The sequence below is a fragment of the Aliikangiella sp. G2MR2-5 genome (assembly GCF_015687155.1).
GTDB lineage: Bacteria > Pseudomonadota > Gammaproteobacteria > Enterobacterales > Kangiellaceae > Aliikangiella.
Genome location: NZ_JADPQF010000003.1, coordinates 397,017 through 422,343, shown reverse-complemented (window position 1 = coordinate 422,343; position 25,327 = coordinate 397,017). Strand labels below are relative to the sequence as shown.

Here is a 25,327-nt window from a genome sequence, read left to right as displayed (position 1 = left end):
TAGGCAAAGTAATGCATAGCTGACTATACTTTATTGGTAGCATTAGAATTTAATTATCCAGATAAAACAAGTACTTAAATATGGGATCTTCGCCCGACAATAAACTTTCAAACAATCAACTCAGCTTATTTGAAAAGCAGCGCGCTCTTGAAGCTTTGGTTGAATTTGTCGAAGAAGTAAACACGATAGAAACAATTAAGGATGCTGTCTGGCATGTCGCTCACCACACGATTAAGGCACTCAACTTCGAAGATTGTGTGATTTATCTATTTGATGAAGAAAAGGGATATCTGGTCCAGGTAGCAGCATTTGGCCCTAAAAATCCGGTGCGACAGGAAATACTCAATCCAATCACGATAAAACTTGGCGAGGGAGTTGTAGGCAAGTGCGCGCAATCAAAGACCAGTTCATTTATTAATGACACTTCTGAAGAGCCAGAGTACATAATTGACGATAGAGCTAGAGCTTCCGAGTTAGCGGTGCCGATCCTGTTTCGAGGAAAACTACTTGGTGTTATCGACTCTGAGCACAGCCTCAAAAATTTTTACACTCGCGACCACCTACGATATGTCAAAGTATTAGCATCAGTACTCGCCTCCAAGGTTGCCCTGGAAAAAAACATTCTTCAATTAGAAGAAACATTAAAGGAAAAGTCTGTCGCTCACAAGCTATCAGAAGCCTACTTTAACATTTCGGAAATAACTCACGACGCACAATCTCCGGAGGAATTTTATAGCCAACTCCACAACCTGATTCGCAAACAGATTAATACTGAGAGCTTTTGTATCGTGCTTTATGACAAAGAAAAAAATCTTTACTCCGCTCCTTTTCTCAATGATAGCGAACATGGAAGCCAACTCAATTTTGATTTAAACCTTTCAACCGAACAGATGCAACAAACTCTCGTAGCAGAAGTTATTCGCAAACAAAGCCCTTTAATAGCGGACAACAAGGAACTACAAAAACGATATCAGCTTGGACAAACCATTCGCTATGGAAAAATCCCCTATTGCTGGCTTGCGGTCCCTTTTGAAATTAATCCAGAATTAAGTGGTGCGATCGCACTGCAAAGCTATGATGAAAAAGTCACATTTAGTGAAAGCGACTTAAATTTTCTGTCTTTCCTAAGCAAGCATTTAAGTGTAGCAATTGATCGAAATACTAAAGATCAAAAGCTTCAGTATCAAGCTATTCATGACTCAATAACAGGTCTTGCTAATCGCTCGCTATTCGTCGATAGAATTGATCATGCCTATCTCAGGTGTCAAAGAAATAGCGCTCCAACAATTGCGGTATTGTTTATCGACTTTGATAACTTCAAGCAAATAAACGATTCCTATGGTCATGCTGCAGGAGATTTATTGCTGCGAGAAACGGCTCAGCGCATGAAGAAACAATTACGTACTTCTGATACGCTAGCTCGCATTGGCGGAGATGAGTTTGCAATCTTACTTGAAGATCTGGACAACACAAATTTCGCCATTACTATAGCCCAAAGAATTCTAACCTCGATGAATGAAACAGTTACTTTTGGAAAACAATCAATAGTTGCTTCACTATCTATAGGCGTCGCTTTTAACGATGAAAATTGCGAATCTCCACAGCAAATGATGAAAAATGCTGATCATGCTATGTATCATGCCAAGCGAAGTGGAAAAAATAAGATCGAAGTCTATGAATCTTCGTTGCACTATGCCGTTGTATATGAAAAGAAGTTAGTCACCGAGCTTGAACAGGCCATCAATAATAATGAGCTACTTTTTTATTATCAACCGATTGTAAACTTGAATGATTTTTCGGTGGCGGGGTTTGAAGCATTGATGAGATGGGATCATCCTGACAAAGGGATCATTGCTCCTGGAGAGTTTATCGGTATCGCAGAACAATATGATCTTATTCAAGCAATTGATCAAAAGCTTCTGGAAACAGCGGGGAATACATTAAAAAAGTGGCGCCAAGTCACCAGTACTCCCCCCTATTTAACGATCAACATATCAGCACAAAGATTTACAGATAACTCATTTGTCGGTGAAATAAATGACTTAATAAGAAAGTTCAGCATTCCTGCACAATCCCTGATTATTGAAGTTACCGAACACTTGCTAATGAAAAACATTGCAAAAGCGAGGTTGATATTTCACAAACTCAAATCTCTGGGTATCAAGCTTTCTCTTGATGATTTTGGGACCGGTTACTCTTCCCTGAGTTATCTTAATCAACTGCCATTTGATCTAATTAAGGTTGATCGAAGTTTTATTGCCAGCCTGAATGAAAAAGAAAGTATTTCTCCAATTATTAATGCAATCAAAGCGATGGCGACATCTATGGAACTGGAGTGGGTAGCCGAAGGTATTGAAACTAACTATCAACTCGACGCTCTATGTAAAATGAAATGCAACCTCGGTCAAGGCTTTTATCTAGCGAAACCAATGCCTGAAAAAGAAGCGCTTGCGCTTGTCAGAAAAGGAAAGATTGACATCTAATTACAACCTTTCAATTGCCGCTGATTACTGGCATGAGAATGGCGGAACAGCCGAAACGATTTCTAGTTCATCGCCTTTCTTTTGCATTAGATAACAATTGCCATCTTTTCCCAGTTGATAGAAACGATTTTGCTCATCATTAACTTCCGGCGTGACTTGTTTGCCCGGCTTTTTTACAGGATATCCGTTGGCTATAGCATCAGCCTCAGACTTTGGTTGTTGATGTGTCTCATCATGATGCTTGGCTTCAGATAGTGCATGACCGATAATTCCACCAACTATGAGCGCTCCCAAAACACCTGCTCCTCTTCCATGAGAGTGGCCATGAACTCCGACAGATACACCGTGATGTCGGTGCCCATGATAACCGCTATGAGCACTATAGTGAGTCGAACAAGCCGTAGTCAAAGTAAGGACGGGAAATATCAAAAGAGATGGTTTGAGTCGCATATTATTCCACCTTAATCATTACGTTCGGCAATTCTCGACTTTTAGAAAAGGCGAATCACCGAATCTCAAATGCCCACAAAAGGCAACCTAAGGATATTATAGCGGCGGGAAAATTAACTGAAACTGAACTAACAGCTTTCTTTATAATCTTCGCCCATTACTCTTCAAAACCTGGCTGTTTGCAATACTTCAACGATTCTTTCGCTGGCATGCCCATCACCATAGGGATTATGCGCTCTACTCATTTGTTGATAGGCCTCTGCGTTTTCAAATAGTTCGCATACAGCTTCAACTATCTTTACTGTGCTCGTTCCAACGAGTCTCACTGTGCCTGCATTGACAGCTTCTGGTCGTTCGGTCGTTTCTCGCATGACTAATACAGGTTTACCAATCGTTGGAGCTTCTTCCTGTATTCCGCCCGAATCAGTCAAGATCAGATAAGACTTATTCATCAGGTAAACGAAAGGGAGATATTCCTGAGGTTCTATTAGAAAAACATTGTCATGTCCAGCTAATATGCGTGTGACTGGCTCCTGCACATTTGGGTTTAGATGAACCGGATAAACGATCTGGCAATCATCATATTGCCTGGCTATTTGAGAAATCGCTTTACAGATGTTCTCAAAGCCCTCACCAAAGCTTTCGCGTCGATGGCCGGTTACCAGAACTAACCTCTTATCTTCTTCAAGAAATCTGAACTTGTCATTCAGCTCTCTACTCATCAAGTCGTCAGTTCCCACTTTTTGACTCACCTGTAATAGAGCATCAGTCACTGTATTTCCTGTTACAAATATGCTGCTTTCAGCTTTTCCTTCAGATAACAAATTACCTTTGGAGGTTTCTGTTGGTGCAAAATGGTAGTTTGCGATAACACCTGTTAGCGTACGGTTGGCCTCTTCTGGCCATGGAGAGAGTAAGTCACCGGTGCGTAACCCGGCTTCAACATGACCAACCATTATTTTTTGATAAAATGCAGCGAGGCTTGCAGCGAATGTGGTCGTTGTATCTCCATGAACTAGAACAATGTCAGGATGAAAGTCCTCCAATACTGGCTTAAGCCCGGTCAATATATTCGCGGTAATATCGTAAAGATTCTGGCCTGGCTTCATTATGTTTAAGTCATACTCAGGTGAGATCTCGAAAAGAGTAAGCACCTGATCAAGCATTTCCCGGTGCTGTGCTGTTACACAAATTCTGGAGTCAAATGCAGGATTGGATTCGAGGGCTTTAACTAAAGGAGCCATTTTAATGGCTTCAGGTCTTGTACCAAATATTGATAGAATCTTCTTCATTATTTCGCCGATAGTATTCCAGTATATATCCAGACGACCAGATATTTATTTTAATACAAATATTAAATACCAAACCTGCAACGGTTTATGCTCTACACTTTACCAAACGCAAACTTTTTTGAGCCTTCTTCGGCTTCCTTCCAAATAGCGGCGAGTTTTTCCTAGTCCCATTATCGAGTCGAAAACGGAGCCCAGATCCAGATAGGTATTATTGGGAAACTGCTTGCTCAACTGGTAAATAAGCATATTGCTTAAAACTCCCGCACAAAATAGAAAAACTTCATTTTCTACCCGACTATTTTCGATGTATTCAGTTAACTCTTTTAACAGTCGATCATAGTCATTTACCCATGCATTACCTGCAACTCTGAAATTTTGGTTAATCTCAAAAGGAAGCTGAGCAATATCTGCGTCCTGATGACATACAATATTGTTGGTGTTTAACTTAAGACACTCTACGGTTTCTTCCAGAAAAGCAGGATAGTTAGCGTTAACAAAAATATTTGCCCAGGTCAGTTGAGACTCATCCTGGCGGGATTGAACTCTAAGCTTTTCACAATGCTCATCACCAACACAACAACGACATGGAAGCCCAACAAAATACTGACTATTTTTGAAGAGCAAAGACTCTTCAAGAATTTTCCGATACTTTTCATCATCTTCGTTTTGCGGGGTGTACTTGTGTTCGCCATTACACTTCTTTGATAAATCAATGGCTTCTCCATTAATTACCATCATTTCCCCATCGCCAAAACGGACAAGAGAAAATTGCTGTTGGTCTTTCAGCATTTGATTAAATTTTTTTAACTCCTCAGGAAAGGATTTGCTACTTTGTTCTTCACTCCCCTCTAAAGTAGCCAATACTTGCCAGCCATCAGCTGCATACTTTTCAACAATTTCAGAGCGAATATTTCTGTGACCTGCGGTTTTAAAAGTTGCTACATTTTTTCGTCCGACTATTTTTCCAAAATCTGGACGACAACACCAAATAGACTGATCGTTTTCTGGATGTGGAGGAACATAGGTTTTAATTCCACCATGTTTTAGAGCCATGTAACTAAGATGAATATCTTCACCATTATCCCAGGTATAGGGTTCTTCTCGCCAAATATAATTCAAGTATGACTTACGCATAAACCATGCATGACCGACAAGATCGACCTGTGCGGTATTAGTCAAGTGACCACCATTCCAGCCGACTTTATTCTTGCTGGAATAACCTCCCTCTTTAGGCAATATCACTCCTGAGCCGCCCAAGATACCGTCAAACCCGCTACGAATTGTGTCGAGACAGTTTTCAAACCATTTAGGTTGTGGAAGAATGTCATCATCGAAAAATGCCACGTAACCTGTGCGCGCCATATTGGCTAGAGAAAAGCGTCCCCAGAAAAGCCAGTTTGTATTAGAAATTACTACACGATCGGCAATGTCAGAGACATCCAGTAATTCTTCAGGCGCCTTATTAGTCCAAACCCAGATTTCCTTTGGTTTTACCGTTTGCTCCCTCAAGGCTTTTATCTGCTCAGCCAAATACTCCGTTCTTCGATAAGCAGTTAATATGACGGTGATACCTTCAGGATCTACCTCTCCTAAGGGAGTCGCCTCTTTGGAAAACTCAAAATGCGTTTTTGGGCTGCTTGCAGTATTTTTAAATAGGCCTCCCAAGCGAACACGCCATAAACCAACAACTCGAGTATTCCACCACCACTTTAGACTTTGCTTGACGGTTCTTCTATGTTTTTTAACCATGAAATTTCTCTATAATTCTTTGAAACAAACATCTCTTCTCAAGAGGCTTAATCACTCTTGCATCCTTCTAATTTTGCTTCTCAATCGAGAAAAGAATGTTCCTTTTCGGTATCTACCTTTCACTATATGCCGGATTTGATAAACACTCTCAACATCAATGGGAATTCCTTTAGAGCTAATTAGCCACCGAAAAGCAGTATCTTCATAGGTCTTGCTCCAATGGGTAACCTGTGTCTGGAATGCTCTCATTCCGTCGCAGTAACCTATTGCTCTAGCCACATCGCCATGAACAATCTGAAATGCTCCTTTGGCTTTGTCTCTGGAATGCAAGCTAAATTCTTGAGCAGGGATATCAACGATTTGAGGTTGACGTCCCTCTCTGAGCATAGGATCGTCTGAAGCTAGCATTGGCGTTGTTCTTTCTTGACGAGGGTAATACAGCTTGCCATTTTGACCTTGCAGCTCAAGAGCCAAAGAATCAAGGCAGTGCTTATGAAAAATAATATCGCAATCAGTGTACCAAACCCAGTCAGCTTTAGTAGAGCGCGCAGCCATATTGCGCCCTATCCCCCTTCTAAAAAGCTTTTCTTTGGGTAGAGGAACCCAGTTCCACTCAACATTACTAACTTGGTGACTGGAAAAAAACTCCAGAGTTTCTTTCGTCGCATGATCGTCTTCTGAGTAAAATACCGTCATTCTAACTTTTAGCTTTTGTGGCGGATAATTTACCAGAGAGCTCAACTGATAAGTCAGCATGTTAGCGTATTGCCAGCAGTGACTGACAATTTCCAAACTTAGCTCGCCTTTCTTTTTGCTACGCTGTGACTCATCAGGTAAAGAATCACGAAACCAGCGAGGAGAAAGCAGACGTTTTACAAATATACGAAAAAACTGAATTAACAGTTTGCTATACCAAGCCGGTGGATATGAATTAGTTTGTTGCATTAAATTGTGAGTTCGGCCGAATGGAATGTAATTTTATGCGGTGATAATACCAGAATCACCAATTTCGGTCTAACCTGAGCAGACATAATACGAGCTGAATCACAACTATTCTAACAAACCCTGGGTCCGATAAACGAAATTCGAAGCATCCAAAAACGCTGATAGCTCAAGATTTTCCGGACGGGCTGCAGGATCTATTTTTAATGTTTTGAGCTCTTCTTCCGTTAATCGCTTTTTCCAGACATTACGAACCGTTTTTCTTCGCATATTAAAGGCTTCTGTTACCATAGCAGAAAAGGTAGCAAAATCTTCACATTGGAGAGGTTGAATCCTTGGCTTTAGTCGAATAATGGCAGAATCGACCTTAGGAGGAGGTTCAAAAGCTTCAGGGGGGACTATAAATAACATCTGAGCATCACAAAAAAACTGAGTCATCACGCTTAAACGCCCATAGGTTTTACTGCCAGGTTGGGCAACAATCCTTTCAACTACTTCTTTTTGCAACATAAAATGCATATCTTGAATAGCAGAAAGATGGTCAAATAAGTGAAATAAAATTGGCGTTGAAATGTTGTAGGGAAGATTTCCTATAACTCTGAGCGACTTATCTCGGGCAAAAGTTGAAAAATCGACCTTAAGCGCATCTTTTTCTACTATATTGAGCTCGCCTAACCCATCACAGTTGAATTTCAACTTGGGAATCACATCCCGATCAAGCTCAATCACCGTCATAGTCTTTGTTTTCGGGAGGACCTGGCGAGTTAAAGCGCCTAGACCCGGTCCTATTTCAAGCATATTATCGCCTTCTTTCGGCTGTATACCGGCGACAATTCGATCGATGATCGAGTAATCAGTTAAAAAGTTTTGGCCAAATCGCTTTTTGGCTTGATGCTGGTATGGATTAAAAATCTTCATTGAGGTAATTTTGCTGACAATAAGCTCAAGGCATAGTTTACCGCATATTCGAGACTTTCGCTTGATGCAATATTTTTTCCTGCAATATCCAAAGCAGTGCCATGGTCAACGGATGTCCGAATATAGGGCAACCCGAGGGTAACATTCGCACACTGTCCAAAACCAAACGCCTTAATTACAGGCAATCCCTGGTCATGGTACATTGCGAGGAAAACATCGTATTGTGCTCGTTTTTCCGGAGTGAAGAGAGTATCGGCTGGAAAAGGTCCGGACACGGCACTTCCGCGTTTTTGAAAAAATTGAACTACCGGTTCAATTGTTTGCTGCTCTTCTTTTCCGAGCAATCCTCCTTCTCCTGCATGAGGATTTAGACCGCATACAGCAACTTTGAGCTGGCTGATCCCCATTCTCTTGAAGTCATTTAAAATAATTTCAATGGTATCGATTAAGCTCTCTTTGGTAATAGTCTCGCTAACTTTTGCCAACGGTATATGGGTGCTCGCCAAGGTTACTCTTAGTTCGTTAGTCGCTAGCATCATTACAACTTTGCTGACATTTGCAAGTTCAGCGAAAAACTCTGTATGACCCAAAAAACCTGATGCGATCTGATTGATATTAGCCTTGTGTACCGGAGCAGTTACAACCGCCTTTACTTTGTTTTCCAAAGCAAGTTCACTAGCACGATTGAGTATTCGATAACAAAGCCTGGCGCTAGCTTTTGAAAGAACGCCACAGACAATGGGCTCTTCAGCAGAAATGTGATCGACCCACAAGCAGCCCGGCTGGTGTGTCTTGACGGGTGACTTCCAGTCAATATCCTTCAACACCAAAGGTAAGCCCAGATGTCTTGCCGTATCCGCCAGAATTTCTTTATCTGCTAACGCAATTAGCTGGGCTGAAAAAGGTTGTTGAGCAGCCTTGACTAACAACTCGGGGCCTACACCTGCAGGTTCGCCCATGGTCAAGGCTACTCGCTCAATCCGCATTTCAGAATCTGCCATACTCAATTCAAGTTTTATTTCGCTAGTCCAAACTCATTGTATTTCGGACTTTTATTCTTCTTCCAATAAAACCTTAATATAAGCCTGTTCCTTGATCTCTTGAATCCAAAGCTGAATTTCTTCTTCAAATTTACGGTTGTGCAAACTTCTATAAGCAGCTTCACGCTTTTTTTCTTCAGTTTGATCCTGATCGCGACGACCTAAAACTTCGATAATATGGTATCCATACTCAGTCTTGACCGGCTCGCTAATCTCACCAATTGCCAGTTTATCCATAGCGTTAGAAAAATCTGGAACAAAAGTTCCAGGGTCAGTCCACTTTAAGTCTCCGCCTAGAGAGCCACTGCCTTTGTCATCTGAAAACTCCATAGCCAGATCTTCAAACTTTTCGCCATTGACAATTCTTTGTCTTAACAGCGCCGCTTTTTCCCTTGCAGCTTGCTCATCCATTATTGCGTTTGGCGTGATCAGAATATGTCTAGCGTGGGTTTGGAGCACGCTATGGCGCTCGAAGCCACCTTTAACTTCACGTAATTTCAAAATATGCAGACCGCTTCCTGAGCGTAATGGCTCTGAAATATCACCAGTTTTCATATTCTTGATGCTAACGGCAAAAAGACTTGGTAATTCAGAAGGGTTACGCCATCCCAGATCTCCACCACTCAGAGCTTGTTGACCTTTCGAATAACTAATTGCGTATTCGGCAAAATCAGCACCGTTTCTAAGCTCTCTTATCAGCTTTTCAGCCAGATTTCTTACCTCAGCGATTTCTTCAGGAGACGAACCTTCAGCCAGGGGCAGGAAAATGTGGCCTATAGCATACTGGACTCTACTTTCGCCTTGCTTGTCGATCAAAGCAACTAAATTATCCACCTCTTTCTCACTAATCTTGATCCGTCTGGAAACCATACCGCTGGTCACTCGGTTGATCATAATATCTTTTCTCAAATCTTCGCGAAATACAGCCCAGGATATTCCATTCGACTCATTCTTCTTCCTCAAAATATCAGAAGTAATATTGTTTTGTTGTGCAACTCTATCTATCGCAGCATCCAGCTCGGCATCACTCACTCTAACACCGACCCTTTTTGCCATTTGCAGTTGAAGAGACTCGATAATCAGTCGCTCAAGTACCTGATCCCTCAAGGTAGCAAGAGGTGGCGTTTTCTGTTTTCTTTCCTTTAGCTGCTCAAGTACAGAATTGGTTCTGCGTACCAGCTCACTCCCCAACACTACATCCTCGTCAACCAGGGCAACAACCCTGTCAATTAACTCGGATTCAGCGCTCACTAGAGATGCCTGAATACTTACCAAAAATACAACACAAAGTTTTACCAATTTAGTCATTACTTAACCACTTAACTCATTCTTTATGACCAATACAAGGTCATTTTCCTACGATAGACAGGCCAAAAATCGACCAGCAACCTTTTAGTTCCCCCTATTTCTAAGGGAGTTTAACTTTATTAGTTTTTCAAACGATCTCTATAGCCCGCAATACTCGAAGAGAGTAAATTCCCGAGCCCTGATTTACCGGCACTCCCCAGCCCTTTGAAAACGAACTGTAGATGAACACCTTTGGTGTAATCCTCTTCTCCACTTACCAATGGTAAGCCGTTGCTACCTAGCTGAACATTTAAATACTCTTGAGCGACCAACCTTATGGCCCAGCAACATGATTCATATTCCACACCGAAGAGAGATTCAATAGGCCGATCTAGAGTCAAATCATTATACCACCTTCCAACAACTCGCCATTCAGAATTTATCGGCCATGCGAAGGAAAGATCGGTTTCTTCAACCACCCGACTACTAAATTCGCGATACCTGTGGCTTAAATTGACAATATGATTGGCTTTGGGTTCAATTTTCATGGATAAAGTTGATTGAATCCTGTTTGAAGTCTCTTCCTCCCACTCCATAAAACCAGCAAATGATATGCCCTTAGCTGGCTGCCATTTTGCTTGCGCTAACCATGGAGAGTTCTCAGTTTCTACAAGATAGTCTCCATTCAAGTGAGTTTCCTGATTATCAAAATAGAAACGACGTCCCAGATTAAACTCAAGCCAATTATGTCCACTATCCAGGTCACTGAACTGGTTTCCGATAGCCAAACTCGCCTGATTGGCATCGCCTATTCGATCAATACTGCTAAAACGATTTTCTTGCCACAATTGACTAAACCCAAATTGTGGCAATCGAGAGTCAAACAAATTGATTTCAGCCTGATTTTCCTGAGGAATGTAGACATAAAAAATTCTCGGGCTAATTTTATGAACCGTTTTCTTGCTGGAACCAATGACTTTTTCCAGGTGAATTCCTGTATCAAAGCTAAAAATAGGTAGTTTTCGCTCGATTACCTGTTTTTCGAAAGTGAGTTCCGACTCTTGTGAAAAGCGAGTCATTGCGTAACTCAATTTGGGTTTAACAAAGTAACCAGGCTCCTCCAATGGCAAGCTAATACTAGGGGCGAAGTGAAACCTGGAACCTGTAATTTTGCTAGCTAAAGGATGTTCAAATCTAGTCCAGTTAGATTTTACTTCCCAGCGCACACTTCCCCAGCTATCAGCTCCGTTAAGCTTCACTCTGGGTAGAACTCGATAATTGTCTTTACCAATCAAGCTTTGATCCGCTTGCGCAAAAGTAGAAAACTGCCATCGTTCTCCTTCATAGGCTAGCTCTGCCTGGTTTTTCAGTGATGTCTGAGTTGAAGACTCCAATCCACTACCAAAATCATTGAAATAATCACTGTCACTAACACGCTTAGAACTTATCGCCAGAGACCAATCGGCGCCGAAGCTAGCAGCATGTTTAAAATCACTATGCCAGCGCGATAAGTCCGAATTCATTAATGAAGTATCACTTCCAGACTCTCTAAGTGCCTCAACGACTTTATCATTTTCTAAAAACTCAGTGCTCCACTCACTATAAGTAGACTCAGTTAACCAGCGAAACTCATTACCCAATTGCAGCCCCCGCTTTTCCATCCAACGGGGAGTAATCGTTGCGTCAAAGTTAGAAGCTATATTCCAGTATACGGGTTGGCTGTAATCGAGACCATTCTTGTCATCGTTGGAAATTGACGGAAACAGCAGACCCGATTGGCGTCGATCGTCTGTCGGGAATGAGAGATATGGCCAATAAAATACAGGCACGCCTTTAACCCTGAGAGTCGTATGATGGGCAGAACCTCGGCCTACTTCATGATCAACTTTTAGCTCTGACATTGCTAACTGCCAATCTTCTTCCCCCTTTTTACAGGTACTGTAGGTCAGATCCTTCAGTTCTACCGACTCACCCGGAGAAACTTTTATTTTTTCTGCTCCCCCTTGAGCTCCGCTGGTAGCAAGCTGAAACTCTCCATTTTCCAGGGTAACTTCACCTGAAGCATCATTCTGTATCAGTGATTCAGCTTCAAATAGTGCGCTGTCCGAAACAACCGAGACCCCACCACTAGCTTCAACCCTCTCGCTTCGATGATCAATGACCAGTTCACCAGCTCGGAGTATAGAGCCGGCCTGCTGCAAAGTTACGTTCCCTTTGACCTCGGTTTTATCTTTTTCAGAAATTGATAATTCGTCAAATGTCAGTCGTCGGGTGCCTTCTTCTAGTGGAGCGGCTGGCAGGTGAGACAGCGACGGTGAAGGCACAAAGCAACGACTTGGCTGCATATCTGAGCTCTTATTTCCAGCCAGGTTTAACGAGTCTCTTTGTTCACCCTCTTTATTATCTGCACTGTGCTCTCCAGCAGTTTGAGTTTTGGGCAAGTCTGTGTCTGCCGCAATAGCATTCACGCTAGACAGCATCAGTAAACAGACTCCAAATTGAACGGGTTTAATCGGCTTTTTCAGAAGAAAATCCTGGGATTGCTTAACTCTAACAACCGCGTGGCGGACCAAATGTCGGCTAATCATACGCGAAAAACAGGCGCTCTGAAACAGGGAGCTCAAATTCCAGTATGACACCTTGTCCTCGACAACGAACACAGGCATTATTTATCCTTCACTTAGCGAGCTTGAAGACCAAGGATTTTAAAACTATGTCTCCCAGTAAAGACATGCCATTTGCTCAAAAACAGCTTTTAGAAAGAGAACAACAACTGGCCGTTTGGGCAGCTGCTCAACTAGCTGTAGGCGAAGTCAAGCTTACTCCGGTTTCAGGGGATGCTAGCTTTCGCCGCTATTTTAGAATCTTTCAGAATAATGGAAAAACTCTTATCGCTGTAGACTCTCCACCGCAACAGGAAGACAACCAGGCTTTCTTCCAAATTGCCATGCTGTTGAAGAAATATCATTTAAATGTTCCGGAATTTATACACTGTAATTTTGAAGATGGATTCCTGCTTATTTCAGATCTGGGTGATGAGCTTCTGCTACCAGCCCTCAATGAACACTCTGTCGACAATCTATACAGTCAGGCGATTGATGTTCTTATCCAGTTTCAGCAAATTCCAGCAATAGATTACGACAACTTACCGGCATACGATGCAACTTTACTTGAATTTGAAATGAGCCTTTTTCGCGACTGGTTTGTCGACAAGCACCTGAAACTTCAGCTGACGACAGAAGAAGAGCGAGTGATTGAATCGACGTTTGATTTGCTGACTATTAATGCTCTTGAGCAGCCACAATCCCTGGTCCATCGAGACTTTCACTCTCGTAACTTAATGATCTTAAAGGATAAGTCTCTAGCCATCATCGATTTTCAGGGTGCAGTTAATGGTCCTGTTAGTTATGATCTTGTTTCTCTGCTCAAAGACTGCTACATCCAATGGCCAGAACCCAAGGTTCGGGAATGGAGTCACGAGTATTGGCAACGAGCGATTGAGGCAGGTTTGCTTGAAATGCCATTTGAAGATTTTTACCAGTATTTCGAGTGGATGGGAATGCAACGACATATTAAAGTTCTGGGAATATTCTGTCGTCTTTTCTATCGAGATAAAAAAAGTAGCTACCTGAATGATCTGCCTCTCACTTTCCAATACCTGGAAGATGCGGCAAAGCGTTATCCGGAATTTAAGCGATTTACCCAATTGCTAACCAACAAAATAGCGCCAGCGCTCGCAATAAAATCAAGAGGTAAAAATTGAAAGCCATGATTCTTGCCGCTGGGCGAGGCGAACGAATGATGCCGTTGACAGCGAAGACGCCCAAACCTCTTTTACTGGTCAATGGTAAACCTCTGATACAATACCACCTTGAATCACTACGGCAAGCAAATATCAAAGACGTAGTGATCAACGTGAGTTATCTTGGTGAGCAAATAATGGACTATTTTGGAGATGGAAGCGCACTGAATATTAATATCCACTGGTCAATTGAAGAAACTCCTCTTGAAACAGCAGGTGGAATTATTAAAGCCAGGTCCATGCTCGGTGAGTCACCATTCTTATTGTTAAACGGCGATATCTGGTGTGATATCAACATTGAAAAGCTGGTAGCCAGTCCCCAAGTAGTGAACCTTGAACAGAATGAACGAGTAGCGCACCTTATACTGGTAAACAATCCAGTTCATAATCTGGAAGGTGATTTTGGAATTGAAGAAGGGTTGCTAACCAATGCAGGGTCAACAAAGTGGACTTATGCAGGAATTTCCCTTCTCAGCCATCGTTTATTTAGTCAGAATGAATTCTCAAATGCGCAACCTCTCCCCTTAGCACCACTATTGAGAGAGTTCGCAGACAAGAAAATGATAACGGCTGAACATTACAGTGGCGAGTGGCTCGATGTAGGCACTCCCGAAAGGCTCGAACAATTGCGCCAAATGCAATCACGCCTCAAATAGAATTAGAGAGTATTAAAAAACAAAAAATGCAAATCACTGGAAAAATTATCTGTGGACTCCTTGGCTTAGTTCTGGGTGGCCCCATTGGTCTAATACTGGGAATCTGGATTGGTCATTCTTTCGATAAAGGATTAAGTCAGAACTTCGAACCCTTTTCCGTAAAAGCAGATCCCTCCAATGCACAAGCTGTTTTCTTTGAGTCTACATTTTCGGTTATGGGACACCTGGCCAAAGCCGATGGTGTTGTAACCAAATATGAAATAGAAACTGCCGAACAGATCATGCGCAATCTGGGGATTAGCGGTGACAAACGACAACAAGCGATTGAGGCTTTTCAGCGTGGAAAATCGGAACATTTTTCATTGAGTCAGACACTCGAAGAGTTAAGACTTAATTGCGCACGAAGCCCTAGTCTGATCCAGATGTTTATCGAAATCCAGATACTGGCGGCCACCTCAGGAGGCAGTGTTTCTGCTCCAGAAATGACCATTCTTTACAAAATAGGCTCCGCTTTCAGAATTCCCAGGTTGCAAATAGAGCGACTGGTAGAAATGGTCATTGCTCAGCAATCATTCCACCGTGATCAAAATACGGGGCAATATACAGCCTCTCGAGGACCTTCCATTGAACAAGCTTACAAGGTACTGGGGATCGAATCGAGTGCAAGCAAACAGGAAGTAAAACGAGCTTACCGAAAACTTATGGCACAACATCATCCTGACAAGCTGGTTTCGAAAGGCATGCCAGAAGAAATGATCAAAGTGGCAACAGAAAAGTCACAGGAAATTCAATCAGCCTACGATATGATAAAAAAACAAAAAGGGTATTAGGGGAATCTGTATGCAGTTGAAAGGAGCACTTTCAGGTAAACGAGTAGCAATTATTATCTCTCTTTTTCTTAGTTTACTCTCATCAATGAGTCAGTCGGCGAACTTGATGTTAAGTGTTGGTAAAGGGATGAACGATACGCTAATCCAGTCGGAGAGCATCAGTGGAGCAAAGCAATTTTCATTGGGCTACGTTTGGGATTCAAATTACCAGTTTGAAAGTGAGTTCTTTGGCAATAGTAAATTGGAATATGAGCTATATGTGACCGAAATAAGCGATCAACAAAAACTCAAGGCAATAGTATTTCGTCCAGTGCTTAACTTTATGGGAGATACATCGCGGAGCTATAACTGGTATTGGCAATTTGGTTTAGGACTTAGTTATTTCGATAGTAGAATGCTTGGGCCGATTGAGTTTTCCAGCAAAGGACAGTTTGCCACCATGTTAGGCATAGGAGTCCCCCTCGACAATAAACAGAACCACCGGTTAACTTTGCGCTATAATCATTATTCAAACGCTTACTTATCTACTCCCAATCCAGGGCTTGATACACTGAGTCTGGATTGGCATATGAGACTTTAGTTACGGCAATCATAATTTAAACCAGTAGAACAACAATGATGAATTTATCAACCAAACAAAAACAACTAATAACCATGCTTGAACTGCAAGATGGGATGAACAGAAAAGTCCATTCGGACTGGTTAAATCAGGGCTTTGAGTGGTACCGGGCAATCTGGATAGAATGTGGAGAAATGCTGGATCACTACGGATGGAAATGGTGGAAACATCAAGAGCCGGATATGGAGCAGGTTAAACTGGAACTAGTCGATATTTTTCATTTTGGCCTGAGCTGCCGTTTAAGCGATAGCGATAATATTGAAAAGATAGCTGAGACTCTCGAATATGAGTTTAGCGACGTCAGAACCAGCGATGAGTTTCGCGCAACTCTGGAGGATTTGGCGCTTAGCACACTGGAAACAAAGTCTTTCAATGCTCAAATTTTCGCTGGCTGTATGCAGCAAATAGGTATGAGCTTTGATGAACTATTCTCTAGTTATGTTGGGAAAAATGTTCTCAACTTTTTCCGCCAGGATCACGGCTATAAAGATGGAAGCTATCATAAGCAGTGGCAAGGAAAAGAAGACAATGAACACCTTGTTGAAGTCGTTGCCTCTTTAGATAAGTCAGCCGACGACTTTGCCAAACAGGTTTATGCAGAGCTGGAAAAAAGATACCCTCAATAATAATCTTTGTTTCTTTCTATCAGCCTACGATAGCGCTTGCGCCAACAAGCGCTTCAGTTATACTTCGCCAACCTCGGCCAAGCTTGATCTTTCATGTTAAGAGACTACTCTCAATTCGCCAGAAGTAATTATCATTTTCTACTTTTTGGACTACTCACCGCATTTTTCGGCAACTTTGGGCAAACATTTTTTATTGCCTGGTATGGAGGTTCAATTCGAGAAGCTTTTGATTTATCTAGTCGAGATTACGGACTGATATATTCAATGGCGACCCTGACTAGCGGCTTTATTATTCTTTATGTGGGAGCCTTACTGGACAGAATATCCCTGAGAAAATTTACTTACTTTACCAGCGCAGGCCTGGCTTTAGGATGTATTTTGATGGGGCTCAGTCAGTCTTTGTGGATGTTGGTTGCAGGCCTCTTTCTCTTACGCTTTTGTGGCCAAGGCTTAATGTTTCACATATCGTTCACTTCGATGGCACGCTATTTTGATCAGAATCGAGGAAAGGCAATAGGAATTGTAGGGTTTGGTATGCCGCTAGGCGAAGCAGTTTTACCAACCATCGCCTTTGCTCTGATTGCCGGGATAGGCTGGCAACAGAGCTGGTTGGCGCTGGCAGCTCTCATCGCAATAGTCTACTGGCCTTTTATGCATTATCTGTTAGCCCGCTCCAAAGAAAGACTAACCAGAATTGAAGCAGAACAGCTACAGAGTAAATCCTCTGGGCAAACAGAGAAGAGCTGGACCAGAGCACAGGTGGTACGAGACATTAAGTTCTGGATGCTGCTTCCGGCGATCATGGCTCCCGCTTTCATTGTTACTGGTATTTTAATTCATCAGGATGTTTTGCTGAGTACAAAAAACTGGAGCGAAGAATGGTTCACCATTTGTTTTTATGCACTGGCTATTGCGCATTTAAAAGCTTCGCTTATCACCGGATCGCTGGTAGATCGTTATAGTGGAAAAAAGCTGGTGCGCATTTACCTTTTTCCTTTGCTGCTAGCAGTCGGGCTACTCGCCCTGCCATTGGATCATGCTGTTCTGGCCATGCTGGCCATGTTATTTCTTGGTTTATCAATTGGCGCTGGTGGTCCGGTTATCGGTTCTCTCTGGGTTGAAGTTTATGGTAGTGCCAATCTCGGAGCAATCCGTTCTCTGGTCACTTCGATTATGGTTTTCTCCACAGCTATCTCGCCAGTGCTATTTGGTTGGTTGTTTGATAGTAAGTTTGCCTACAGTAGTGTTATGGAGATGCTGATAATTTATATCCTGGCTTCGAGCACTCTTGTCTGGGTAGCTCTAAAAAAATGAAAACCTGACTAATCACGAAAGTAGCGTATGCGCGACATCCTTCCCCCTGCGCAGTAAAAGGATGCCAATTAAAGTACCTCTTCTATGGCCTGGAGTATTCAACTAGCTCTTCTACATACGAATAGTCAGCTTGAGATTGAGTCAGCTTAATAAAATTTTTTAATTCCGGGGCATACCAATATAACTCTTCCACTTCGGCACTATATCCATTCGAATTAGTAATTTTACCTTTGTATCTTATCGTGTAAGCCATATAGGTTCCGACTTCTACGGTTTGTTCTTTAAAAGATAAAATCTCAGCGTCTAAACTGGTCACTCCCAGTGTTCCGTCCTGACTTGTCCAGCTTTCTTCATACTTCCACTTTTTACCGACTTTTAGTGACCATAAGAAATTATGCTATTAAAAAGAATAGGATAGGAAGCAAGCCTATTTTTTCTGAGCAGTTACGATAATAACCATGCCTCCAATTTCAGCTGATCTTGGTAGCTATTTCACCGGTTAAATATTGGAGGGGAACATTCACCGGACCAATAACAAAGATGAAATCATTCAGTTAAATTTCGACTAACGCATTAAATATAAAAGCTCGAACAAATGCAGTATCTGCCGTTAGTTGATAGAGTTGCGAATGTTTTCGGCAATCCCTGCTATCAAAGTACGCTGAGCTTGCAAACTTCCCCAGGCGATATGGTGGGTCAAAGTAAGGTTAGGTACATCTACTTGTATCAGAGGATGATCTGACGAAGGCGGCTCTTGCTCAAGTACGTCGACAATTGCATGAGAAACTTTTCCACTTTTAAGCGCCTCTACCAGAGCCAAAGAATCAACGATTGGTCCGCGTGCTGTGTTGATAAATATCGCTCCAGTTTTCATCTGAGCAAAAACATCAGAATCAAACAACCTTAGAGTACTATCCGTTAGTGGACAATGTAAGGAAATAACGTCCGACTCTGCAAGCATGGTTTCAAAACTCACTCTTCCAGGCCTGACAACCTCGGAGTCAGCACGCTCAGCAATCAGTAATTGCATGCCAAACGCTTCGGCAACTTTGGCAATCGATTGCCCAAGATTGCCAAAGCCCAATATCCCCAGCTTCATTCCGAAGAGTTCATTCACCGGAAAATCAATCTGACAAAACTTACTGCTTTGTGACCACGGATTCTGTTTATCATTTTTTAGATAAGCAGGAACATTACTCACTACGCTGAGTAAATAGGAAAATACATGTTGAGTAACCGAATGATTAGAATATCCCTCAACATTTTTCACACAAACATTATGTTTTTCTGCAGCTTTCAGATCAATATTATTCATGCCTGTTGCTGCAACACAGATGAGTTTTAGTTTTGGCAGTTTTGCCAGCTCATTTTCGCCCAAAATCACTTTGTTAGTAACAATAATTTCAGCGCCTTGAGCTCGATCTAGTATTTGCTCTGTTGAGGTCAGGCTAAATTCAACTAACTCTCCTGCCGCCAATTTTATCGGCGACAGGTCTATAGAAGGATCAATGGTACTTCTGTCTAAAAAAACTGCCTTCATGCTTTTCACAATAGCCTTAACCGCTTTGTTAATAAACAACCAGTCGCTTAGGTGCGAGCATCAGATCGTCATTCACTTCGGCGACACCTAAAAAGCGATCGGTCTCATCATAAACACGAATGATATCGCCAAGCTCCAGATCCGGATAATTGAGTGCCTGTCCCTGAGAGAAGTAATGGGCACTGTCTTCATCCAGTACTGCATCTTCATAATCCATCAAAGGGCTATCCATCGGAAGCAGGTGGGAATCGAGACTTATTTCCTGTTCTCGCTCGGATTTCAGTTGTTCGATGGTTACCATCTGATCAGCAGGATAATCGGCGACCCAAGTACGTCGAAGTTCGACTACGTGCGCACCGCACCCGAGTGCTTGCCCCAGATCATCAACAATGTTTCTAATATAAGTTCCCTTGCTACACTCAACTTCCAGCTCAACCATATCATTATCGAAATTTAGAAGTTCTAGATGATATACGCTAATGTCGCGTGCTTCTCTTTCAATTTCAATTCCCTGGCGTGCTAGCTTATAGAGTGGCTGGCCGTTATGTTTTAATGCGGAAAACATCGAGGGAACCTGCTGGATATCTCCTCTGAAATCATCCAGCGCTTTTAGTAATTGCTTTTTGGAAACATTCACCTCTTTGGTTTCGGTAACTTCGCCAGTCGCATCACAGCTATCGGTTCTTACTCCAAGTTTGGCGATAACACGATAACCTTTATCCGAATTAAGCAAAAACTGAGAAAACTTGGTGGCTTCGCCAAAACAGACAGGTAACATCCCAGTGGCCAAAGGATCAAGCGCACCAGTGTGTCCGGCTTTAGCGGCAAAAAATAAGTGCTTAACTTCCTGCAGCGCCTTATTCGAACTTATCCCCTTAGGCTTATCCAGAAGCAGGATGCCATTAACTTTACGGCCTTTTGCTCGTCGTCTACCCATAATAGCCAGCCTTTACTCTGAGTCATCCTGGGTATCAGATTTATCTTCTGATAAATCTGCATCTTTCTCTCGAGCCTTGTTGATCAATGCCGATAGTTCACTTCCTCGGGCAATCGAACCATCAAATTCAAACTTAAGTTGCGGGATGACACGCAACTTCATTCGCTTGCCGATGAGTGAACGAATAAACCCTGATGCTTGATTAAGAACTTCCAATGCCTGCCTGATTGACTTCTCATCTTCATCAATTCCCAGAAAAGTCACATAAGCAGTCGAGTAGTAAAGATCACGAGAAATCTCTACCGCAGAAACAGTGACCATTCCCAGTCTCGGATCTTTTATTTCCATTTGAATAATTTGTGCTAACTCACGTTGCAATTGTTCAGCAACACGATCAGTACGATTAAATTCTCTAGCCATTATTTTTTACCAAAAAACAAATATTTTTAAACTAACCATCAACGCTTACTTTCACAAAAGCAGGCTAACGATTAACGACAAAGACAGGCAAAAGCCTGTCTTTGTTATTCTTATTAACTCATTTTAGTAGTCGGTAAGAAAACCGACTCAAAGCGAGTTTCACTATAAGGTTCTTGCTACTTCGATGATTTCGAAGACCTCAATTTGGTCTCCAACTTTTACATCGTTGTAGTTCTTAACCCCGATACCACACTCCATTCCATTACGAACTTCATTGGCGTCATCTTTAAAGCGACGCAGCGACTCAAGCTCTCCTTCATAAATAACCACGTTATCACGAAGAACACGAATAGGATTGTTACGTTTAACGATACCTTCAACAACCATACAACCGGCAATCGCGCCAAGTTTTGGAGATTTAAAGACATCTCGAACTTCTGCAAGGCCAATAATCTGCTGTTTTTTCTCTGGTGACAACATACCAGACATTGCTGCTTTCACTTCATCAATAACATCATAAATGACGCTGTAGTAACGAAGATCAACACCTTCTCGACTCACCGCTTTTCTTGCAGTAGCGTCAGCTCGAACATTAAAGCCGACAACAATCGCGTTGGATGCGGAAGCTAGAGTAATATCAGTTTCTGTAATTGCACCTACACCAGCGGAAATTACATTGACCTGGATTTCATCCGTGGCCAAATCAAGAAGCGAACTTTGTAATGCTTCAGTCGAACCCTGTACGTCAGCTTTAACAATAACATTTAATACTTGCTTCTCATCAGCGCCCATATTGGAGAACATATTTTCCAATTTGGCTTTTTGCTGTTTCGCCATTAATTGTTCTTTGTATTTACCCTGACGGAAGTTAGCAACTTCGCGCGCTTTTCTTTCATCGGCAACAACAGAGATTTCATCTCCTGCTTCAGGTACGCCAGAAAGTCCTAGTACTTCCACTGGTATAGAAGGTCCAGCAGACTTGGTCGGCTGTCCATTTTCATCATTAAGCGCTCTAACGCGTCCATAGTGGAAACCAGCCAATAGAATGTCACCAACCTTCAGCTCACCTGATTGAACGAGTACTGAAGCAACAACTCCACGCCCCTTATCAAGACGGGCTTCAATAACAATACCTTTTGCCGGTCCATTTGGAATAGCTTTAAGCTCTTGCATTTCAGCCAGAATAGAAATGTTTTCCAACAAATCTTCAACGCCTTCGCCTGTTTTTGCAGAAACATGAACGAAAGGAATATCACCGCCCCAATCTTCTGGAATGACATCGTGTTGTGACAGTTCATTTTTAACACGATCCGGGTCAGCTTCTTCTTTGTCGACTTTATTCACTGCAACAATAATTTGAACACCTGCAGCTTTCGAGTGCTGAATCGCTTCAATAGTTTGCGGCATTACACCATCATCCGCAGCAACAACCAAAATGACAATGTCAGTTGCATTGGCACCACGAGCACGCATTTGAGTAAAGGCAGCATGTCCAGGAGTGTCCAGGAATGTAATCATGCCTCGCTCAGTATTTACATGGTATGCACCTATATGCTGAGTAATGCCTCCGGCTTCACCGTCGGCTACACGACTTTCACGGATATAGTCGAGTAATGATGTTTTACCATGGTCAACGTGTCCCATAATGGTAACCACAGGAGCACGCGCAGTTTCCTCACCAACATTTTCACTGGCTTCTAATAATTCAATTTCAGCCGCATTTTCAGCAAGAAGCACCACTTCATATCCCAGCTCTTCCGCAACAAGCTGCGCAGTTTCCTGATCAATCGTTTGATTAATCGTTGCCATGCTGCCCAATCCCATCAGAGCCTTAATCACTTCTGTCGCTTTGATCGACATTTTCTGAGCCAGATCGCCCACAGTGATCGACTCAGGAATAGAAACAGGCTGTTTGGCGACATTTTGTGTTGGTTTCTTAAATTCGTGCTTCATAGATTTCGGTGCAACCATAGGTCTGCGCTCTTCTGCCAATTTCTTTTCATCTTTAAATTTACGATGTACCGGACGCTTAAAATCAGAAAGCATGTCCGCAGGAGATGATTCACTATCACGACCTTTTTTCTTGCGCTTACGCTTACGCTTTCTGTCGCGCTCATTTGCGGAATCATCCACAGGAGGTGCCACAGCATCTCTTCCAGCAAACTTCCTGGCTCCGGAATCTTCTTGCGATTTTCTGGCTTCTTGAATTACAGCTTCTTCGGCTTCACGCTTGGCTTTTTCAACTTCTGCCTGTGCGATTGCTTCTGCCTGAGCTCTCGCTTCAGCTTCCGCCGCAGCTCTCGCTTCAGCTTCAGCAGCCGCTAACGCATCAGCAGCGGCTTTTTTTGCCGCTTCTTCAGGAGAAAGTTCTACTTCTGCAGACTCAGGTGTTTCGTTAACACTAGTATCCTGAACTTCAGACTCGCTCGCAGGAGACTTAGCTTCTACAACTTCTGGAGTCACCGGTGTCTCGATAACTTCTGCTGGATCTTCAACTTTATCTTCTACCGTAACTGGTGCAGCTTCATCCGTTTCAGCGCGCTTTACATAAGTTCTTTTCTTGCGCACTTCAACATTAACTGTTTTCGACTTACCACCACTACTCGACATCTTAAGCGAACTTTTTGTCGTTCTCTTTAATGTGATCTTTTTAGGTCCTAGCGCACTATTTTCCGACTCACCGTGACTTTTTTTCAGGTGAGTGAGCAAAATTTGTTTCTGTTCATCGGACACTACATCCTGCGGTCCGGACAAAACAACGCCAGCATCCTTCATCTGTTCCAGCAGCTTTTCTATCGGCGTGCCGACAATTTTTGCAAGTTTTTCTACTGTCACGTCAGACATATATTCCCCCCAGTACTATGACTGTAATTCTGCTTTGACTTTATGAGCCCTGTATTTCCGAATAGCTTAATGCTTATTCCGCAAACCAGGGTGCACGAGCAGTCATAATTAACTCTGCTGCTCGTTTTTCGTCTAATTCTTCAATTTCAATCAATTCATCTACTGATTGCTCAGCCAGATCTTCCATAGTAACGACACCTCGACTTGCTAAAACAAAAGCCAAGTGTCGATCCATACCGTCCATATTCAACAGATCATCAGCAGGTTCAGCTCCTTCGAGCTTTTCTTCAGAAGCAATGGCTTTTGTCAAAAGTGCATCTTTAGCACGAGCTTTTAACGCATCAACCAGATCTTCATCAAAGCCTTCAATCTCTAACATCTCTGATTGAGGCACATAAGCGACTTCTTCTATTGTTGTAAAGCCTTCCTGAGCTAGAACTTCAGCAAGCTCTTCATCAACATCGAGCTCATTAATAAACAACTCAATCAGTTCTTTATTTTCTTCCTTACTCTTTTGCTCAGCATCCTCCAACGTCATCACGTTTAATGTCCAACCCGTCAATTGACTCGCTAAACGAACATTCTGCCCGCTCCGGCCAATCGCTTGCGCCAGTTGATCTTCTGCAACAGCAATGTCCATCGTTTGTTTATCTTCATCAACAATAATCGACGCTACTTCCGCTGGAGCCATAGCATTAATAACAAATTGAGCCGGGTTATCATCAAACAAAACAATATCGATACGCTCACCTGCCAGTTCACCAGATACCGCTTGTACACGTGAACCTCGCATTCCTACACAAGCACCGACAGGATCAATTCGCTTATCATTTGTCTTCACTGCGATCTTGGCGCGTGAGCCTGGATCTCTTGCTGCACCTTTAAGCTCAATCACTTCTTCAGCAATTTCAGGAACCTCAATACGAAAAAGTTCGATTAGCATATCTGCATTAGCTCGACTGACAAACAGTTGCGGACCTCTCACTTCGGGTTTAATCGCGTAGAGCAAACCTCGAATACGATCGCCGGCTCTAACGGCTTCTCGAGGCATCATTTCTTCCTTGGGTATTATAGCTTCAGCATTGTTACCCAAATCCAATATGATTGAGTCACGGTTAGCTTTTTTTACAACACCAGTAATAAGCTCTCCCACTCTGCTTTCAAAAGCTTCCAATACCTTTGCTCTTTCCGCTTCTCGTACTTTTTGAACAATTACCTGCTTCGCAGTCTGAGCTGCTATTCGGCCAAATGCAATTGATTCAATTTGCTCTTCAACATACTCGCCAGCCTTTGCATCCGGACTTTCAACCTGAGCAGCATCAAGCGTGATTTCAGCTAACGGATTTTCAAGCACATTTCCTTCTTCAGGTTGGACAATCAACCAACGACGGAAAGTATCATACTCACCTGTGTCTCGGTCGATAGAAACGCGAACATCAATATCAATGCCGTGCTTCTTTTTAGTCGCAGTAGCAATTGCAGCTTCCAAAGCTTCAAAAATGATGTCTGGATTAACATCTTTCTCATTAGAAACCGCATCTACAACCAATAAAATCTCTTTGTTACTCATAACTCTAT

General features: G+C 42.5%; 21 protein-coding genes. 7 read left to right on the top strand and 14 right to left on the bottom strand.

Annotated elements, in window-relative coordinates; genetic code table 11:
* Positions 1-80 precede the first annotated feature (80 nt).
* Complete coding sequence (locus IYN84_RS12305; RefSeq protein ID WP_196139508.1) at positions 81-2,483, top strand: GGDEF domain-containing protein; 2,403 nt, start codon at positions 81-83, stop codon at positions 2,481-2,483.
* Positions 2,484-2,507: 24 nt separating this feature from the next.
* Here IYN84_RS12305 and IYN84_RS12300 read toward each other — a convergent pair whose 3' ends face one another.
* The 8 genes from IYN84_RS12300 to IYN84_RS12265 form a co-directional block, all read right to left on the bottom strand.
* Complete coding sequence (locus IYN84_RS12300) at positions 2,508-2,933, bottom strand: hypothetical protein (protein WP_196139507.1); 426 nt, start codon at positions 2,931-2,933, stop codon at positions 2,508-2,510.
* A 164-nt stretch (positions 2,934-3,097) separates the two neighbouring features.
* Positions 3,098-4,225 carry a non-hydrolyzing UDP-N-acetylglucosamine 2-epimerase gene (wecB, locus tag IYN84_RS12295; RefSeq protein WP_196139506.1) on the bottom strand — a complete coding sequence of 376 codons (1,128 nt, stop codon included), beginning with the start codon at positions 4,223-4,225 and terminating at the stop codon, positions 3,098-3,100.
* A 99-nt stretch (positions 4,226-4,324) separates the two neighbouring features.
* Positions 4,325-5,974, bottom strand: a complete 1,650-nt coding sequence (locus tag IYN84_RS12290; RefSeq protein ID WP_196139505.1) for a glycosyltransferase — start codon at positions 5,972-5,974, stop codon at positions 4,325-4,327.
* A 51-nt stretch (positions 5,975-6,025) separates the two neighbouring features.
* Positions 6,026-6,919, bottom strand: a complete 894-nt coding sequence (locus IYN84_RS12285) for a glycosyltransferase family A protein (RefSeq protein ID WP_196139504.1) — start codon at positions 6,917-6,919, stop codon at positions 6,026-6,028.
* A 105-nt stretch (positions 6,920-7,024) separates the two neighbouring features.
* Complete coding sequence (gene rsmA / locus IYN84_RS12280; RefSeq protein ID WP_196139503.1) at positions 7,025-7,834, bottom strand: 16S rRNA (adenine(1518)-N(6)/adenine(1519)-N(6))-dimethyltransferase RsmA; 810 nt, start codon at positions 7,832-7,834, stop codon at positions 7,025-7,027.
* Positions 7,831-8,835 carry a 4-hydroxythreonine-4-phosphate dehydrogenase PdxA gene (gene pdxA / locus IYN84_RS12275; protein ID WP_196139502.1) on the bottom strand — a complete coding sequence of 335 codons (1,005 nt, stop codon included), beginning with the start codon at positions 8,833-8,835 and terminating at the stop codon, positions 7,831-7,833. The genes rsmA and pdxA overlap by 4 nt, the downstream gene beginning before the upstream one ends.
* A gap of 51 nt (positions 8,836-8,886) precedes the next feature.
* A complete protein-coding gene (gene surA, locus IYN84_RS12270; protein WP_196139501.1) occupies positions 8,887-10,182 on the bottom strand; it encodes a peptidylprolyl isomerase SurA in 1,296 nt (431 codons plus the stop codon).
* Positions 10,183-10,301: 119 nt separating this feature from the next.
* Positions 10,302-12,827 (bottom strand): LPS-assembly protein LptD, encoded by a 2,526-nt coding sequence (locus tag IYN84_RS12265; RefSeq protein ID WP_196139500.1) that lies wholly within the window; start codon positions 12,825-12,827, stop codon positions 10,302-10,304.
* A 47-nt stretch (positions 12,828-12,874) separates the two neighbouring features.
* Between IYN84_RS12265 and IYN84_RS12260 the strand changes: the two genes are divergently transcribed.
* The 6 genes from IYN84_RS12260 (at position 12,875) to IYN84_RS12235 (ending at position 18,008) form a co-directional block, all read left to right on the top strand.
* Positions 12,875-13,924 (top strand): aminoglycoside phosphotransferase family protein, encoded by a 1,050-nt coding sequence (locus IYN84_RS12260; protein WP_210330430.1) that lies wholly within the window; start codon positions 12,875-12,877, stop codon positions 13,922-13,924.
* 5 nt (positions 13,925-13,929) lie between these two features.
* Positions 13,930-14,619: an N-acetylmuramate alpha-1-phosphate uridylyltransferase MurU gene (gene murU / locus IYN84_RS12255; protein ID WP_371734880.1), complete on the top strand. Its 690-nt coding sequence runs from the start codon at positions 13,930-13,932 to the stop codon at positions 14,617-14,619.
* Between the two features lie 26 nt (positions 14,620-14,645).
* The gene (djlA, locus tag IYN84_RS12250; RefSeq protein WP_196139498.1) at positions 14,646-15,449 is read left to right on the top strand and encodes a co-chaperone DjlA; all 804 of its coding nucleotides are present in this window, start codon (positions 14,646-14,648) and stop codon (positions 15,447-15,449) included.
* 10 nt (positions 15,450-15,459) lie between these two features.
* Positions 15,460-16,029, top strand: coding sequence for an acyloxyacyl hydrolase (locus tag IYN84_RS12245; RefSeq protein WP_196139497.1), 570 nt, complete (start codon positions 15,460-15,462; stop codon positions 16,027-16,029).
* A 35-nt stretch (positions 16,030-16,064) separates the two neighbouring features.
* A complete protein-coding gene (locus IYN84_RS12240) occupies positions 16,065-16,694 on the top strand; it encodes a dUTP diphosphatase (protein WP_210330428.1) in 630 nt (209 codons plus the stop codon).
* Positions 16,695-16,787: 93 nt separating this feature from the next.
* Positions 16,788-18,008 (top strand): MFS transporter, encoded by a 1,221-nt coding sequence (locus tag IYN84_RS12235; protein ID WP_196139496.1) that lies wholly within the window; start codon positions 16,788-16,790, stop codon positions 18,006-18,008.
* An 82-nt stretch (positions 18,009-18,090) separates the two neighbouring features.
* Here the strand turns inward: IYN84_RS12235 and IYN84_RS12230 are convergent, their stop codons facing one another.
* From IYN84_RS12230 to nusA, 6 genes are all read right to left on the bottom strand, one after another.
* Positions 18,091-18,324 (bottom strand): hypothetical protein, encoded by a 234-nt coding sequence (locus IYN84_RS12230; protein ID WP_196139495.1) that lies wholly within the window; start codon positions 18,322-18,324, stop codon positions 18,091-18,093.
* Between the two features lie 294 nt (positions 18,325-18,618).
* Complete coding sequence (locus IYN84_RS12225; RefSeq protein WP_196139494.1) at positions 18,619-19,548, bottom strand: D-2-hydroxyacid dehydrogenase; 930 nt, start codon at positions 19,546-19,548, stop codon at positions 18,619-18,621.
* A gap of 28 nt (positions 19,549-19,576) precedes the next feature.
* Positions 19,577-20,485: a tRNA pseudouridine(55) synthase TruB gene (gene truB, locus IYN84_RS12220; protein WP_196139493.1), complete on the bottom strand. Its 909-nt coding sequence runs from the start codon at positions 20,483-20,485 to the stop codon at positions 19,577-19,579.
* A 12-nt stretch (positions 20,486-20,497) separates the two neighbouring features.
* Positions 20,498-20,905, bottom strand: coding sequence for a 30S ribosome-binding factor RbfA (gene rbfA, locus IYN84_RS12215; RefSeq protein ID WP_196139492.1), 408 nt, complete (start codon positions 20,903-20,905; stop codon positions 20,498-20,500).
* Between the two features lie 162 nt (positions 20,906-21,067).
* A complete protein-coding gene (gene infB, locus IYN84_RS12210; RefSeq protein ID WP_196139491.1) occupies positions 21,068-23,749 on the bottom strand; it encodes a translation initiation factor IF-2 in 2,682 nt (893 codons plus the stop codon).
* Positions 23,750-23,822: 73 nt separating this feature from the next.
* Positions 23,823-25,319, bottom strand: a complete 1,497-nt coding sequence (gene nusA, locus IYN84_RS12205) for a transcription termination factor NusA (RefSeq protein WP_196139490.1) — start codon at positions 25,317-25,319, stop codon at positions 23,823-23,825.
* Positions 25,320-25,327 lie beyond the last annotated feature (8 nt).